Raw genomic sequence first — 13,747 nt, 5'->3', positions numbered from 1 at the left:
TTGCGGTGTAGTACAGCTCACGTTCCTGCACCCCCGTAAGCTCAGCTGCATGACCCGGTTCCAGCGCGAGCACCTCGAGACGCTGCTCGCCGCCGTCGACCACGGCACGCTCGACGCGGCGGCCCGTGCGCTGGCGATCACCCCGTCGGCGGTCTCGCAGCGGATCAAGTCGATGGAGCAGCAGGTCGGTCGGGTCCTGCTCCAGCGCACCACCCCGGTGCGCCCGACCGCGGACGGCGCAGTGGTGCTCCGGCACGCACGGCAGGTCCGGCTGCTCGACGAGGAGACCTCCCGAGCGCTCGGCGGTGGATCGTCGGTGGTGCCGTCGATCCCGCTGGCCGTGAACGCCGACTCGCTCGGCACCTGGTTCCTCGACGCCCTCGCCCTCGTCCGGGCCGACACCGAGGTGGTCTTCGACCTGCACCGCGAGGACCAGGACCGCACCGCCGAGCTGCTCCGCGCCGGCACGGTGATGGGCGCCGTGACGGCCGAGGCAGACCCGGTGCAGGGCTGCTCGTCGGTGCCGCTCGGCATCGACCGGTACCGGGCGGTGGCGTCCCCGGCGTTCGTCGCCCGCTACCTCGGCGACACCGGCACCGAGCGGCGGATGCTCCGGCGGCTCGACGAGGTCCCGCTCGTCGACTACGACCGCGACGACGACCTGCAGCAGGGGTACCTGCGGCAGGTCCTCGGCCACGCTCCCGGCGGACCGCGTCACTTCGTCCCGACCTCTGCCGACTTCGCCCGTGCGGTCACGCTCGGGTTCGGGTGGGGGCTGCTGCCCGAGGCGCAGTGCCTCGAGGCGATCGACCGCGGTGTCCTGGTCGAGCTGGCCCCGGGTCGGCACGCCGACGTGGCGCTGTGGTGGCAGCGCTGGAACCTGGCGTCACCCCTGCTCGAACGGGTCACCGACGCCGTCCGTGCGACCGCGTCGTCGCGACTGCACCCCGCGCGTCAGGTCTGACAGCGCGGACACCAGTAGGTGTCGCGCAGGGTGAGCTCCGAGTCACCGAGTTCGCCGTGCCGGATCGGAGTCCCGCACCGCAGGCACGGCTTGCCGGCACGGCCGTAGACCCAGAACCGTCGCCCGGGGCGGTCGACGCCGGTCGTGACGCGGGCGCTGCGGTCGCGGTTCGCCAGGATCAGCCGGCTCGCGAGCGTGATCGTCCGCGCCGGGTCCGGCACCTGGCCGACCGGACGCGTCGGCAGCACGCCGCGCAGGAAGCAGAGTTCGTTCCGGTACACGTTGCCGAGCCCGGCGAGCACCCGCTGGTCGAGCAGTGCCAGCCCGACCGGGCGCTCGGGGTCCTCGGTCAGGTTGGCGAGCGCCAGGTCGGCGTCCCAGTCGGGGCCGAGCAGGTCCGGCCCCAGGTGTCCGACGACCTCGGACTCCTGGTCGCGCGGCACGACCTCGAGCACCCCGAGGGCGAAGCCGACGGTCGAGACCCCCTCGGCGTCCAGGATCGCCCTGGCCTGGTGCGCGGGGCGTCGCCAGCGGTCACCGGGCGCGTAGACGTCCCACCGGCCCTCCATCTTCAGGTGCGAGTGCACGGTCAGGTCGCCGATGCGGTGCAGCAGGTGCTTGCCGCGGGGGACGACCTCGTCGACGGTGCGGCCGACCAGGTCGAGCGTCGCGAACGCGGGGACCCGGAAGTCACTCTTCGTCAGGACCTTGCCCGCCAGCGCGGTGTGCAGGCGGCGGGCAGCCCGGTAGACGGTGTCGCCTTCAGGCACGGGTCACCTCCGACGGGTGCGCGCGCGCAGTCCCGATGGCACGGGTCACCTCCGGCACGTGGTCGCTGCACTGCCGGGAGGCGCGGCTCGCCTCACACACGGAGCCGCAGCCCCTGCGGGGTCGCCGTGAACCCCGCGGCCCGGAGCGCGCCGCCGAGCGGTGTCTCGAGCACGAAGTCCCCGTCGACGCGCTCGACCGAGAGCTTCCGCAGCCCGGTCCGGACGATGCCGGCGATCGAGGCCGCCGCGGCAGCGAGGTCGGCGGCGTCGTCGGTGAAGGTCAGCACCGACTTGCCGCCGCGCTCCACGTACACGGTGAGCTTGCCGTCGACGGTCGTGACGAGGGCACCCGCCTTGCGCCCGGGCCGGTGGCCCCGAGCCGTCTTCGCACCGCTGCCGACCGCGGTCTCAGGCGGGGCGGCTTCGACGTCGTCGGCCACGAGACCGGGGTCGGCGTCGCCCGTCGGCCACGGCAACGAGGCCCCGAACGGGTTCGCCGGGTCGGTCGCGGCGAGTGTGAGCGCCTCGCGCTTCCGGTCCGGGTCGTCCCGCTCGTCGTCGCCGAGTTCGCGGGCGTAGGTCCGCAGCCGGTCGACGGTCGGGCCGGTGGCGAACTGAGCCGCGCCGAGCCCCTCGACGAAGTACCCGCGACGAGCCCGGCCGGACTCCTCGAACCGCGAGAGCACCCGGTACACCCCGGCGAAGCCGCCGCGGACACCTTCGACCTGCACGGCACCGCGGGTGACGACGCCGTAGCGTTCGAGCAGCTGTTCGGCGGTCGCGGCGGCCCGGACGGTCGAGTCGGACTCGGCCAGCGGCAGGAGCGACCAGCGACCCCCGACGGACGGCGGCCCGGACTGCGTCGGCATCGTCGGACGCCGTCGGCCACGATAGGCCCGAGCCCGCGGAGCACTCGAGCTCTTCGCCTTGCCGCCGAGCATCGAGCGCAGCGGGGCGAAGGTGTCGTTCGTGATCTGCCCGGCCCAGACCAGGTCCCACAGCGCGGTGGTGAGCGCCTGGTCGTCGCTGCTGCCCACGGCCTGGCCGAGCTGCCGGAAGAAGTACGCGCCACCGCCGGCCAGGGCGCCGAGCACGTCCCGCTGCAGCTCGGTCGTCTCGTCCCCGGAGGGCTCGGCGAGCGTCGTCGCCGCGGTGTCGGCCAGGTGCAGGCGCACCCAGCCGTCGTTGCCCGGCAGGGTGCCCCCGCCGGACCACAGGACCTCGCCGGTGGCGGTGAGTTCGTCGAGCATGCTCGTCGAGTAGTCGGTGACGCGCGACGGCAGCACCAGGGTCTCCCAGGCGCTGGCGGGCAGGGCGACACCGGCGAGCTGGTCGATCACCTGCAGGACGCCGTCGACGCCGCGGAGCCCACCGCGGGTCCCGGGGGTCTGCACGTGCTGCCAGGCGGGCAGGAAGCGGGCGAGGGTGTCCGGCGAGACCGGTTCGACCTCGTGCCGCAGCGCTGCGAGTGACTTCGTGCGGATCCGTCGCAGGACCTCGGCGTCGCACCACTCGGCACCCTGACGGTCGGGTCGGAACTCGCCCTCCACCACCCGGCGGTCGGCGACGAGTCGGCGCAGGGTGTCCTGCACGACGGCGATGCCCAGCCCGAGGCGACCGGCGGCCTCCTGCGCGGAGAACGGCCCGTGCGACCGGGCGTAGCGGCCGATCAGGTCGCCGAGCGGGTCGGCCACGGGCTCGACGAACGCCGTCGGCACACCGATCGGCAGCGGGACCCCGAGGGCGTCGCGCAGGCGGGCGGCGTCCTCGATCACGGCCCAGCGCGTCGCCCCGGCGTGCGAGAACGAGAGCACCCGGCGGTCGCGCTCCAACACCTGGAGTGTGCTGCGCAGTTCGGCGGTGGCCGCTGGACGGTCGGCGGCGTCGGCGAGCCAGCTCCGGTCGACCGCTTCGTCGAGGCCGAGCGCGCCGACGAGCCGCAGCACGTCCACGAGTCCCTCGACGTCACGGGCACGGCGGTCCGGCGACAGCCGCTGCAGGTCGCGCTCCACCGAGGTGATGACCGCCGGGTCGAGCAGCTCGCGCAGCTCCGCACGTCCGAGCAGCTCGCCGAGCAGGGTCGAGTCGAGCGACAGGGCCGCTGCCCGGCGTTCGGCGAGCGGGGTGTCGCCCTCGTACATGAAGGCCGCGACGTACCCGAACAGGATCGAGCGGGCGAACGGCGACGGCTGCTCGGTCTCCGTCTCGACCAGGCGGATCCGGCGTCCGGCGATGTCGTCGGCGATCCCGAGCAGCGCGGGCACGTCGTAGACGTCCTGCAGCACCTCGCGCACGGTCTCGAGCACGATCGGGAACGTCGGGTACTTCTGCGCGACCTCGAGCAGCTGCGAGGCCCGCTGTCGCTGCTGCCAGAGCGGCGACCGCTGCCCGGGGTTCCGACGGGGCAGCAGCAGGGCGCGCGCCGCACACTCACGGAACCGCGCGGCGAACAGTGCCGAGCCGCCGACCTCGTCGGTGACCAGGGCCTCGAGGTCGTCGCGCTCGAACACGAACAGGTCGGCACCCGGCGGCTCGGCGTCGGTCTCCGGGATGCGGACGACGATGCCGTCGTCGGCCGCCATCGCGTCACCGTCGATGCCGTGCCGTTCGCGCAGCCGTGCGGCGACGGCCAGGGCCCACGGCGCGTGCACCTGCATGCCGTAGGGCGAGTGCAGGATGAGCCGCCAGTCCCCGAGCTCGTCGCGGAACCGCTCGATGACGAGCGTGGTGTCGTTCGGCACGTGACCGGTGGCCGCGCGCTGGTCGCGCAGGAAGGTCAGCAGGTTGGTGATCGCGCGCTCGTCCAGTCCACCGGCGGCGACGCGGGCGCGGGCGTCGTCGTCCGAGGCGCCCTCGACCTCGCGCACGAACGCACCGGTGGCACGGCCGAGTTCGGCGGGCCGGCCGATGCCGTCGCCCTTCCAGAACGGCACGCGTCCGGGCTGCCCGAACGCCGGGCTCACGACGACGCGGTCGTGGGTGATCTCCTCGATCCGCCAGCTCGTCGCACCGAGGGCGAAGACGTCGCCCACGCGCGACTCGTAGACCATCTCTTCGTCGAGTTCGCCGACGCGGGACGCCTTCTCGCCGACCATGAAGACGCCGAACATGCCGCGGTCGGGGATCGTCCCGCCGCTCGTCACCGCGAGTCGCTGCGCACCGGGGCGCCCGGTCAGGGTGCCGTGCACGCGGTCCCAGACCAGCCGTGGCCGGAGTTCGGCGAACTCGTCGCTCGGGTACCGGCCCGTGACCAGGTCGAGCGTCGCCTCGAACGCCGATCGGGGCAGACCGCTGAACGGGGCGCTCCGCCGCACGAGCTCGAACCAGTGCTCGACGTCGAGGGTGTCGATCGCCCCGGCCGCCACGGTGTGCTGCGCCAGGACGTCGAGCGGGTTCGCCGGCACCGAGATCGACTCGATCTGACCCGTGACCATCCGCTCGACCGTGACCGCGCTGTTGACCAGGTCGGCCCGGTGCTTCGGGAACAGCACGCCTCGGGAGATCTCGCCCACCTGGTGGCCGGCACGACCGACGCGTTGCAGGCCGCTCGCGACGGAGGGCGGCGCCTCGACCTGGACGACCAGGTCGACCTCGCCCATGTCGATGCCGAGCTCGAGTGAGCTCGTCGCGACGACGCACCGCAGCCGGCCGGACTTCAGGTCGTCCTCGATGATCGCGCGCTGGTCCTTCGACACCGAGCCGTGGTGTGCGCGGGCGAGCACCGGGACCGAGGCGTCCGAGCCCCCGCCGCCCGTCTGCCCGGACCCGCCGATCAGCTGCGCCGGCGGTCGCTTGGCCCCCTGGGGCGCGACGGCGTGCGCCGAGGTGCGGGCCGGAGACTGTGGTCGACCCCGCGCCACGGGGAGCCCGTCGTCGTCCGGGGACGCCCCCGCCGGCACCAGCACGCCGTCACCGGCGGCGGCGAGCACGCGTTCCTCGTGGATCTCGTTGAGCCGAGCCGTGAGCCGTTCGGCCAGCCGCCGCGAGTTCGCGAACACGATGGTCGAGCGGTGTTCCTCGATCAGGTCGACGACACGTTCTTCGACGTGCGGCCAGATCGACCCGTTCGTCGGCGACTCGGACGCGTCCGCGCCGACCGGCGGCGCCCCGAGCTCGGTCATGTCGTCGACGGGCACGACGACCCGCAGGTCGAAGGTCTTCTGCGCGGGCGGCGCGATGATCGTCACCGGTGCACGGCCGCCGAGGAACCGCGCGACCTCTTCCGGTGGGCGGACGGTCGCGGACAGCCCGATGCGCTGCACGGGCTTGTCGAGCAGGTCGTCGAGGCGCTCGAGCGACACGGCCAGGTGTGCGCCACGCTTGGTCGAGGCGACCGCGTGGACCTCGTCCACGATGACCGTGTCGACGTTCACCAGGGTCTCGCGCGCCTGCGAGGTGAGCATCAGGTAGAGCGACTCGGGCGTGGTGATGAGGATGTCCGGCGGCTGGCGCAGGAGCTTCTGGCGGTCGGACGACGGGGTGTCACCGCTGCGCACCCCGACCGTGACGTCCGGCGGTTCGGTGCCGAGGCGCCGAGCGGTCTGGGTGATGCCGACGAGCGGGCTCCGGAGGTTGCGCTCGACGTCGACGCCGAGGGCCTTGAGCGGCGAGACGTAGAGCACCCGCGTGCGCTGCTTCGCCGGTGGGCGGTCCGTCGCGCTGATGAGCCGGTCGATCGACCACAGGAACGACGCCAGGGTCTTGCCGGAGCCGGTCGGGGCGATCACGAGTGCGTGCTGCCCGGTCGAGATCGCGTCCCACGCCCCGGCCTGCGCGGGCGTCGGTGCGTCGAAGGCGCCGCGGAACCACTCGGTGGTCGCGGGGGAGAAGCGCTCGAAGACGTCCGTCATGGTCCGTCCCATCCTGCCCGCGACCACCGACAGCAGGCCGAGCGCACGTACCCCTTGACAGAGCGATAGTTACCGATCTATCGTAAACACATCGCGATACGACGAAGACGATCAGGTCAGACCGGTCGCGAGCCGACTCAGCACGACGAAAGGACTCCTCATGCGCCCCTCGTATGACGACAACAGCAACACGTCCCCCCGCGACCAGCGCGGGTTCGGCCCGCGCGGCCCCCGCTTCGGCGGCGCGCGGCAGCACCACGGCGCCGGCTTCCCCGGCCGTGACCGCGGTGACCACGACCACGGCGGCCGCGGCTTCGGTGGCCGCGGGTTCGGTCCCGGCTTCGGCCCGGGCATGGGCTTCGGCCCCGGTTTCGGCGGACCCGGCTTCGGCCGGGAACGCCGTCGCCGGGGTGACGTCCGTCTCGCGATCCTCGGTCTGCTGGCCGAGGGCCCGCAGAACGGGTACGCCGTGATCAAGACCATCGCCGAGCGCACCGGCGGCGCCTGGAAGCCGAGCCCCGGTTCGGTCTACCCGACGCTCCAGCAGCTCGTCGACGAAGACCTCGTGGTCTCGTCGGGCGACGGCCGCAAGACGCTCTTCGAGCTCACCGACGCCGGCAAGGCCGAGACCGAGGCCAAGGCCGACGAGATCGCTGCGGCACTCGACGGGGCCCCGGGCATCCCGGACGCCCAGCGCGAGTTCTTCGAGGCGCTCCGGAAGACCATGGGCGTCCTGCAGATGTACCGCAGCACCGCGACCGAGGAACAGGCCAAGGCCGCCACGGCCAAGGTGGACCAGCTCCGCAAGGACCTGCTCCAGATCCTCGCCGACTGACGGACGTCACCCGTGACGGACAGGAGGCCCGGTGCCAGCTGGCACCGGGCCTCCAGTCCGTCCGCACATCGTGAGCAGAAATGGTCGGGTCCGCACGTCGGACCCGACCATTCGTGCTCACGAAGCGCGCGCAGCGCTACACCGCGTCGACGAAGGCCGCCACGTCCGCCAGCTCCGCCGTCGACACGGCGTGCGGCAGGCCCGCGTAGGAACGGTCGGTCACGTCGGTGTGCGCTGCGGCCCACGCCTGCGTCCGGGCGGTGGCCTCGGGCGGGATCACCGGGTCGAGGTCACCGTGCCCCAGGAACACCCGCGGCCGCACGGCCGACACGGCCTCGTCGCGGGAGTCCGTGACGCCGGACACGACGAACCCCGACAGCGACACCGCGAACGCGAACGCCGCGGGCCGGGCGCGCAGGAGCTGGAGCGCCATCGAGCCGCCCTGCGAGAACCCGAGCAGCCCGATCCGCGGGTGGTCGGCGGCGACGGAGTCGATCCAGTCGAGCACCTCGGCGGTCGCGGCGTCCACCGCCTCGGGCGCTGGGGAGCCGGGCGTGCCGAGCGGGTACCAGCTGAAGCCGGGCCCCCACGGCATTGGCGCGCGGAGTGACGCGACGGTCCACGCGGGCGGCAGCGCGGGGGCGAGCCCGAGCAGGTCGTGCTCGTTCGAGCCCACCCCGTGCATCGCCACGAGCAGGGGTGTGCCCCGCCGGTCCGAGGCACTCCGGGTCCACTGCACCAGGTCCGCATCGATCATGTGGACAACGCTAACCATCCCCAACTCCCGCGCCTTCCGCCGAACTCGCCGCCGTCCCTGGTAGACACGGTGCATGTCCTCGCTGCGCACCCCCGATCCCGACTCCGGCTGGCTGTCCGACGAGGAGCTCGCGAACGTCCGCCGTCGTCTGCCGATCTGCTACGTCGAGGCGGTCCCCGTCCGCACCGACGGCCTCGGCGTCGTGACCGAGGTCGGCGTGCTGCTGCGCGTCTCCCCGAGCGGTTCGATCGCCCGCACCCTGGTGTCCGGCCGGGTGATGTTCGGTGAGTCGATCCGCACCGCACTGTTCCGCCACCTCGAGAAGGACCTCGGGCCGATGGCGTTCCCGCAGCTGCCCTCGAGCCCGACGCCGTTCACCGTGGCCGAGTACTTCCCGCTGCCCGGCGCCTCGGTGTACACCGACGAGCGGCAGCACGCGATCTCGCTGGCCTACGTCGTCCCCGTCACGGGGACGTGCGAGCCCCGGCAGGACGCCCTCGAGCTCACGTGGATGACCCCGATGGAAGCCGCGTCCGACGCCGTCGCCGACGAGATGGAAGGCGGCCGTGGCGCACTGCTCCGCGCCGGCCTGGCATCGGTCGGCGCCCTGCACTAGCCCCGCGCACGACGAAGCCCCCGGATCCGATCGGATCCGGGGGCTTCGCAGCGCGGTTGCGAACCGGCTTCAGTGCTTGTCGTCCTTGAAGCTGTCGGCGACGCCGTGCGCGGCGTCCTTGACGTCGGTGACGCCCTGCTTCGCCGAGGCCTTGCCCTGGTCGGTCTGGCCTTCGGCCTTCAGCCGGTCGTTACCGGTCGCGTTGCCGGCGGCTTCCTTGACCTTGCCTGCCGCCTTCTCAGCGGCGTTCTTGATGTCATCGATGCCAGCCATAGGCACTCCTTCCAGAAGCGGACGTGTTCCCCGTCAGCCGCTTGCGCGGCATCCGGTGAAGCAGACCGTACGCCCGGTGGAGTACCCCACCCCCAGCCGCCGCCAAGGTTCGCCCGAGCCCGGACGCAGAACACCGGTGTTCACGGATCACACCCCGGGATGCGGGGGTTCGAAACGTGAACACCGGTGTCTTGCGGGCATCGACGCGCTCAGGCCGACGGGGTCAGGCCGAGCGGGTCAGACCGCGTGGGTCACGAGCGTGTGTCAGTGGCGGTCGGCAGCGCCGGCCGGACGGGAGGCGCGGCGCGAGCCACCACGGCGGTTGCCGCCCGACTCGTTGCCGGACCGACCCGCGGCGTAGCCGCCCTCGGACGACCAGACGGCCGACGAGCCGCCGCGCACGACGTCGCTGCTGCCCGAGCGGCGGTTGCCGCCGCTGCGGCGACCACCGGTCGAACCGGCGGCCGCGGCACCGGAGCGCCCGGCGCCCTCGGAACGTGCGCCACGGGCCGGACGGCCCTGACGGCCCCCGGCCGAACCGGCGGACTCGCCAGCCGAGCCGGAGCGCGCGGGCTGCGCCGCGCCTCCCGACCGACCGCCGCGACCACGACGACGACCGCCGCCGTCACCGGCGGACTCGGCCGAGCGCTGCTTGGGCTGACGCTGCTGGGTGGGCTGCTCCTCGGCCACGTGGCGGATCGGGGCGACCTCGCCGACGAGCGCGGTGACCGCGGCGGAGGTCGAGGTGACGTGCTGCGGCGTGACCTTGATCGCGGCTGCACGCATCATCTGCGCGACGTCGCGACGCTCGGCGGGCATCGTCACCGTGACGACGTCACCGGACGAACCGGCACGCGCCGTGCGGCCCGAGCGGTGCAGGTACGCCTTGTGCTCGGTGGGCGGGTCGACGTGCACGACGAGCTCGACGTTGTCGACGTGCACACCGCGGGCGGCGACGTCGGTGGCGACGAGCACGAGGGCCTCACCGGAGGAGAACTTCGCGAGGTTGCGCTCACGGGCACCCTGCGACAGGTTGCCCTGCAGGTCGACGGCCGGGATCCCCTGGCTGCTGAGCTGCTTGGCGAGGCGCTTGGCGTGGTGCTTCGTGCGCATGAAGAGGATGCGGCGACCGTTGCCCGAGGCGAGGGCGCTCACGAGGTGCTTCTTCGCGTCGGCGTCGGCGACCTCGAACAGGTGGTGGGTCATCGCCTCGACGGGGCTGTTCGCCTCGTCGACGGAGTGCATCACCGGGTTGTGCAGGAACTTCTTGACGAGCTTGTCCACGCCGTTGTCGAGCGTGGCGGAGAACAGCAGTCGCTGCCCGTTCTCGGGCGTCGCCTGCATGATCTTGGTGACGCCGGGCAGGAAGCCCATGTCGGCCATGTGGTCGGCCTCGTCGAGGACGGTGACCTCGATGTCGCCCAGGTTCACGTGACCCTGCTGCATGAGGTCGGCGAGGCGACCCGGGCAGGCGACCACGACGTCGACGCCGCCGCGCAGGGCGTCGACCTGACGGCCCTGACCGACGCCACCGAAGATGGTCGTGGTGTTGAGGCCCATGGCCTTGGCGAGCGGGGCGAGCGCGACGTCGATCTGCGTCGCGAGCTCACGCGTCGGTGCGAGCACCAGGGCGCGGGGGCGGCCGGCGCGGCGCTTGCGGCCGCTGGCGGCGAGGCGGGCGACGAGCGGGATCGCGAAGGCGATGGTCTTGCCTGAGCCGGTGCGGCCGCGGCCGAGGACGTCCTTGCCCTGCAGGGAGTCCGGGAGGGTGTCCGCCTGGATGGGGAACGCCATGTCCTTGCCCTGGTCGGCGAGGACGGAGACCATCGGCGCGGGGACGCCGAGGTCGGAGAAACGGATGTCTTCGGTGGTCATGGTGACCTTTCAAGCCGGAGCAGTCCGGCTGTGGGCGCGCTCTGAGGCAGCGCGCGGGCGGGATGCGCGCCAACGGATGTGGCTGGCGCAGTCGCCGCAGCAGAGAAGCCTGGGCACCTTCGTGAGGTGCTCGATCATCGACCAGAGTCCGGAGACAGGTGGTCGGGAGTTCGGGGCGTCCGTACGACGCACGAGGCGATCGGCGCCTCGAGTACCACCAGCATAGCGTGCACATCCCCGGAACAGCGAGGGCGGGGTCGTTCGCCCTGCGCGTGCGAGGATTCCGGGGTGCGCATGCGAACCGTCCTGTTGACCACGGCGATGGCCCTGGTGGCCGTCCTCGGCACGGCCGGCTGCGCCGAGGCCGCCACGACCAGCGCGGCCGCGAGCTACCGCAACCTGCCGACCTCGGGTCGCGTGGACTACCAGCTCGGCGGCGGGTACACCCCGCCCTCCGGCGTGACGATCGTCGAGCGCGACAGCACCGACCGCCCGGCGAAGGGCAAGTACAACATCTGCTACGTCAACGGGTTCCAGACGCAGCCCGAGGCCGCCCGCACGTGGAAGAAGTCGTACCCGTCGGCGATCCTCCGCGACCGTGCCGGCAAGCCGGTCTCGGACCCGGGGTGGCCGGACGAGATGCTCCTCGACACCCGGACCGCGGCCAAGCGTGCCCTGATCACGAAGGTGCTCGCGAAGACCGTCGCCCGCTGCGGTGACCGCGGGTTCGACGCGGTGGAGTTCGACAACCTCGACTCGTGGACCCGGAGCGGCAAGCGGCTCACCCGTGCCGGCAACCTGGCGCTCGCGAAGTCGCTCGTCGCCAAGGGGCACCGGCACGGCCTGGCCGTCGGGCAGAAGAACACGCCGCAGCTCGGGGCGTCCGGCCGGAAGCAGACCGGGTTCGACTTCGTCGTCGCCGAGGAGTGCGTGCAGTACCGGGAGTGCGCCGCGTACACGAAGGCCTACGGCGGGCGGGTCATCGATGTGGAGTACTCGGACACCCTCGAGCGCTCGTGGCGCTCGGTGTGCGGGCTGAAGAGCCGTCCGGCCATGACGATCCTGCGCGACCGCGACCTGGTGACCCCGAAGGACGACGCGTACGTGTACGAGCACTGCTGAGCGCTCGCACCACCCGCGCCCGCTACGCCGGCCAGGCCTCCCGCAACGCGGTCGCGGCCTGGTCCGCCGACAGCCCCGCCGAGCGTGCCGCGGCGGCCAGGGCACGAGCGGCCTCGGCCACGGCGTCCGGCACCGCCGCTGGTCGCACCACCCGGGTACCGGCGCCCCGCGCGGTGTGCACGAGCCCGGCCTCCTCGAGCAGCTGGTAGGCCTTCGCGACGGTGCCCGCGGCGAGCCCGAGCTCGTCCGCCAGCCCACGCACGCTCGGCAGCCGTTCACCGTCCACCAGGTACCCGGCGGTGATCTGCGCGGCGATCTGCGATCGGACCTGCTCGAACGGCGGCACGCGGCCACCGACGTCGAGGGCGACGAGTCCTGTCATGCGTTCCACCCTAGAAGTCGTACTGCTCGCCGACGGGGATCGGGACCGGCACGGTGTTGCCCGGAGGCGCGAGCGGGCACGCCCACGCCGGGTCGTACGCGCACGACGGGTTGTAGGCGAAGTTGAAGTCGAGCACGAGCGACCCGAGGTCGTCGCCGCCCAGGTCCGCGCCCTTGATGGTGTCGAGCAGGTAGCGTCCGCCCCCGTACGTGCCGCGGGCCTTGCCGGCGCTGGAGTCCTTGACGGGGACGAACACCCCGCCCGCGTAGCCGCCGTGCTTCCAGACGTCGAGCGTGCCGACTCCGGGGACCCGCACGAGGCCGAGGCGGTCGAAGTGGACGACACCGTCGGTGCCGGTCTCGAAGTCGAACTCGGCGGGCTCGGTGGCCTCGATGCGGACCTGGAACCGCCACGCCGGGTCGTAGTCCGGCACCGGCAGGGACTCGAAGTCGCGGGCGTCCTCGTCGAGCAGCGGCGAGGCCGGGTGCTCCGCGAACATCGCGTCACGGGTCTCGCGCCAGAGTGCGTGCGCCGTCTGGGGGTCGGGGGTGGCGCGGACGCGGCGGTACAGGTCGAACATCATCCGCCGCCAATCCGTCGTCGCCAGCGTGCTGCGCACGCGGTCGTCGGTCGTCGGCTCCTGGGGGCGCGTCTGGCTCACGTGGTCGAGGCTACGCCCGCTCCGCGGTGGACGGGAGGCCCGACCCGCGTCGCGTCACTCGCCGTCGGTCCGCCAGGTGGGCGCGAGGGCGCGCATCCGGAACGCTCGCCACTGCCAGATGACCCACATGCCGGGCCACAGGGCGAGCCCGAGGACGGCCGGTCGCATCCGGTAGGTCAGGCGGTCGAGCAGCAGGGTCCGGCCACCCGGTGCGGGGACGACGGCCATCCGGTGCGACATCGTCATCCGCCCGAACAACCCGGACGTGCCGCCGCCGTTGTCGCGCTGCACGGGGACCCCCTGGACCTCGTACAGGTCGAGGTCGACGTGCGTGTCGCCGCTCGGCACCAGTCCGAAAGCGTCCGCGGTGATCGGGTGCGGGTGCCCCGGCTCCCAGCGCTCCGGGAACCCCTGGGGGTCGCGCGAGCGGTACGCCAGGAACGGCTTCGTCACCGCCACCATCACGGACGGGGAGAGCAGGGCATCGCGCACGGCCTCGACCGGCGCGTCGAGGACGATCCGGAGGCCGACGTGCATGACCAGCACCCTACGCTCGCGGCCGACTACCGTTCTCGGCGAATGTGAAATATGAGTATGTGAGTCTGTACAGCATGCGATCCCCTCACCCCCGCCTCCCCCTGC

General features: G+C 72.8%; 12 protein-coding genes. 4 read left to right on the top strand and 8 right to left on the bottom strand.

Going from position 1 to position 13,747, the window contains the following annotated elements:
- Positions 1-49 precede the first annotated feature (49 nt).
- Positions 50-964, top strand: a complete 915-nt coding sequence (locus tag DEJ21_RS00060; RefSeq protein ID WP_110859461.1) for a LysR family transcriptional regulator ArgP — start codon at positions 50-52, stop codon at positions 962-964.
- Here the strand turns inward: DEJ21_RS00060 and DEJ21_RS00055 are convergent.
- Together DEJ21_RS00055 and DEJ21_RS00050 are read right to left on the bottom strand one after the other, a co-directional pair.
- On the bottom strand, positions 955-1,734 hold the full coding sequence (locus tag DEJ21_RS00055) for an Fpg/Nei family DNA glycosylase (protein WP_110859462.1): 780 nt from the start codon (positions 1,732-1,734) through the stop codon (positions 955-957). The genes DEJ21_RS00060 and DEJ21_RS00055 overlap by 10 nt on opposite strands.
- A 92-nt stretch (positions 1,735-1,826) precedes the next feature.
- Positions 1,827-6,584: a DEAD/DEAH box helicase gene (locus DEJ21_RS00050; protein ID WP_111223323.1), complete on the bottom strand. Its 4,758-nt coding sequence runs from the start codon at positions 6,582-6,584 to the stop codon at positions 1,827-1,829.
- Positions 6,585-6,744: 160 nt separating this feature from the next.
- Between DEJ21_RS00050 and DEJ21_RS00045 the strand changes: the two genes are divergently transcribed.
- A complete protein-coding gene (locus DEJ21_RS00045) occupies positions 6,745-7,419 on the top strand; it encodes a PadR family transcriptional regulator (RefSeq protein WP_111038468.1) in 675 nt (224 codons plus the stop codon).
- A gap of 136 nt (positions 7,420-7,555) precedes the next feature.
- Here DEJ21_RS00045 and DEJ21_RS00040 read toward each other — a convergent pair whose 3' ends face one another.
- Positions 7,556-8,176, bottom strand: a complete 621-nt coding sequence (locus DEJ21_RS00040; RefSeq protein WP_111223322.1) for an alpha/beta hydrolase — start codon at positions 8,174-8,176, stop codon at positions 7,556-7,558.
- 73 nt (positions 8,177-8,249) lie between these two features.
- On the opposite strand from DEJ21_RS00040, the gene DEJ21_RS00035 reads away from it, so the two are divergent.
- Positions 8,250-8,792, top strand: a complete 543-nt coding sequence (locus DEJ21_RS00035) for an NUDIX hydrolase family protein (protein WP_071406188.1) — start codon at positions 8,250-8,252, stop codon at positions 8,790-8,792.
- A 69-nt stretch (positions 8,793-8,861) separates the two neighbouring features.
- On the opposite strand, the gene DEJ21_RS00030 is transcribed toward DEJ21_RS00035, so the two are convergent.
- A complete protein-coding gene (locus tag DEJ21_RS00030; protein ID WP_027466762.1) occupies positions 8,862-9,065 on the bottom strand; it encodes a CsbD family protein in 204 nt (67 codons plus the stop codon).
- A 264-nt stretch (positions 9,066-9,329) separates the two neighbouring features.
- Positions 9,330-10,940, bottom strand: coding sequence for a DEAD/DEAH box helicase (locus DEJ21_RS00025; RefSeq protein ID WP_111223321.1), 1,611 nt, complete (start codon positions 10,938-10,940; stop codon positions 9,330-9,332).
- 294 nt (positions 10,941-11,234) lie between these two features.
- On the opposite strand from DEJ21_RS00025, the gene DEJ21_RS00020 reads away from it, so the two are divergent.
- Positions 11,235-12,062, top strand: coding sequence for an endo alpha-1,4 polygalactosaminidase (locus DEJ21_RS00020; RefSeq protein WP_246552088.1), 828 nt, complete (start codon positions 11,235-11,237; stop codon positions 12,060-12,062).
- Between the two features lie 22 nt (positions 12,063-12,084).
- On the opposite strand, the gene DEJ21_RS00015 is transcribed toward DEJ21_RS00020, so the two are convergent.
- From DEJ21_RS00015 to DEJ21_RS00005, 3 genes are all read right to left on the bottom strand, one after another.
- Complete coding sequence (locus DEJ21_RS00015) at positions 12,085-12,444, bottom strand: GntR family transcriptional regulator (RefSeq protein ID WP_035809483.1); 360 nt, start codon at positions 12,442-12,444, stop codon at positions 12,085-12,087.
- Positions 12,445-12,454: 10 nt separating this feature from the next.
- A complete protein-coding gene (locus DEJ21_RS00010; protein ID WP_111023315.1) occupies positions 12,455-13,027 on the bottom strand; it encodes a DUF1684 domain-containing protein in 573 nt (190 codons plus the stop codon).
- Between the two features lie 132 nt (positions 13,028-13,159).
- Positions 13,160-13,642, bottom strand: coding sequence for a hypothetical protein (locus tag DEJ21_RS00005; RefSeq protein WP_111023264.1), 483 nt, complete (start codon positions 13,640-13,642; stop codon positions 13,160-13,162).
- Between the last annotated feature and the right edge of the window lie 105 nt (positions 13,643-13,747).

Origin of the sequence: Curtobacterium sp. MCSS17_006, assembly GCF_003234215.1 — a bacterium.
Classification (GTDB): Bacteria; Actinomycetota; Actinomycetes; order Actinomycetales; family Microbacteriaceae; genus Curtobacterium; species Curtobacterium flaccumfaciens.
This window is presented reverse-complemented; position numbering and strand designations above follow the sequence as displayed.

What these genes read in the sequence shown, in the direction of transcription:
- DEJ21_RS00060 (WP_110859461.1), top strand. Translation starts at nt 50, where the DNA reads ATGACCCGGTTCCAGCGCGAGCACCTCGAGACGCTGCTCGCCGCCGTC.
- DEJ21_RS00050 (WP_111223323.1), bottom strand. Translation starts at nt 6,584, where the DNA reads ATGACGGACGTCTTCGAGCGCTTCTCCCCCGCGACCACCGAGTGGTTC.
- DEJ21_RS00045 (WP_111038468.1), top strand. Translation starts at nt 6,745, where the DNA reads ATGCGCCCCTCGTATGACGACAACAGCAACACGTCCCCCCGCGACCAG.
- DEJ21_RS00040 (WP_111223322.1), bottom strand. Translation starts at nt 8,176, where the DNA reads ATGATCGATGCGGACCTGGTGCAGTGGACCCGGAGTGCCTCGGACCGG.
- DEJ21_RS00035 (WP_071406188.1), top strand. Translation starts at nt 8,250, where the DNA reads ATGTCCTCGCTGCGCACCCCCGATCCCGACTCCGGCTGGCTGTCCGAC.
- DEJ21_RS00030 (WP_027466762.1), bottom strand. Translation starts at nt 9,065, where the DNA reads ATGGCTGGCATCGATGACATCAAGAACGCCGCTGAGAAGGCGGCAGGC.
- DEJ21_RS00025 (WP_111223321.1), bottom strand. Translation starts at nt 10,940, where the DNA reads ATGACCACCGAAGACATCCGTTTCTCCGACCTCGGCGTCCCCGCGCCG.
- DEJ21_RS00020 (WP_246552088.1), top strand. Translation starts at nt 11,235, where the DNA reads ATGCGAACCGTCCTGTTGACCACGGCGATGGCCCTGGTGGCCGTCCTC.
- DEJ21_RS00015 (WP_035809483.1), bottom strand. Translation starts at nt 12,444, where the DNA reads ATGACAGGACTCGTCGCCCTCGACGTCGGTGGCCGCGTGCCGCCGTTC.
- DEJ21_RS00010 (WP_111023315.1), bottom strand. Translation starts at nt 13,027, where the DNA reads ATGATGTTCGACCTGTACCGCCGCGTCCGCGCCACCCCCGACCCCCAG.
- DEJ21_RS00005 (WP_111023264.1), bottom strand. Translation starts at nt 13,642, where the DNA reads ATGCACGTCGGCCTCCGGATCGTCCTCGACGCGCCGGTCGAGGCCGTG.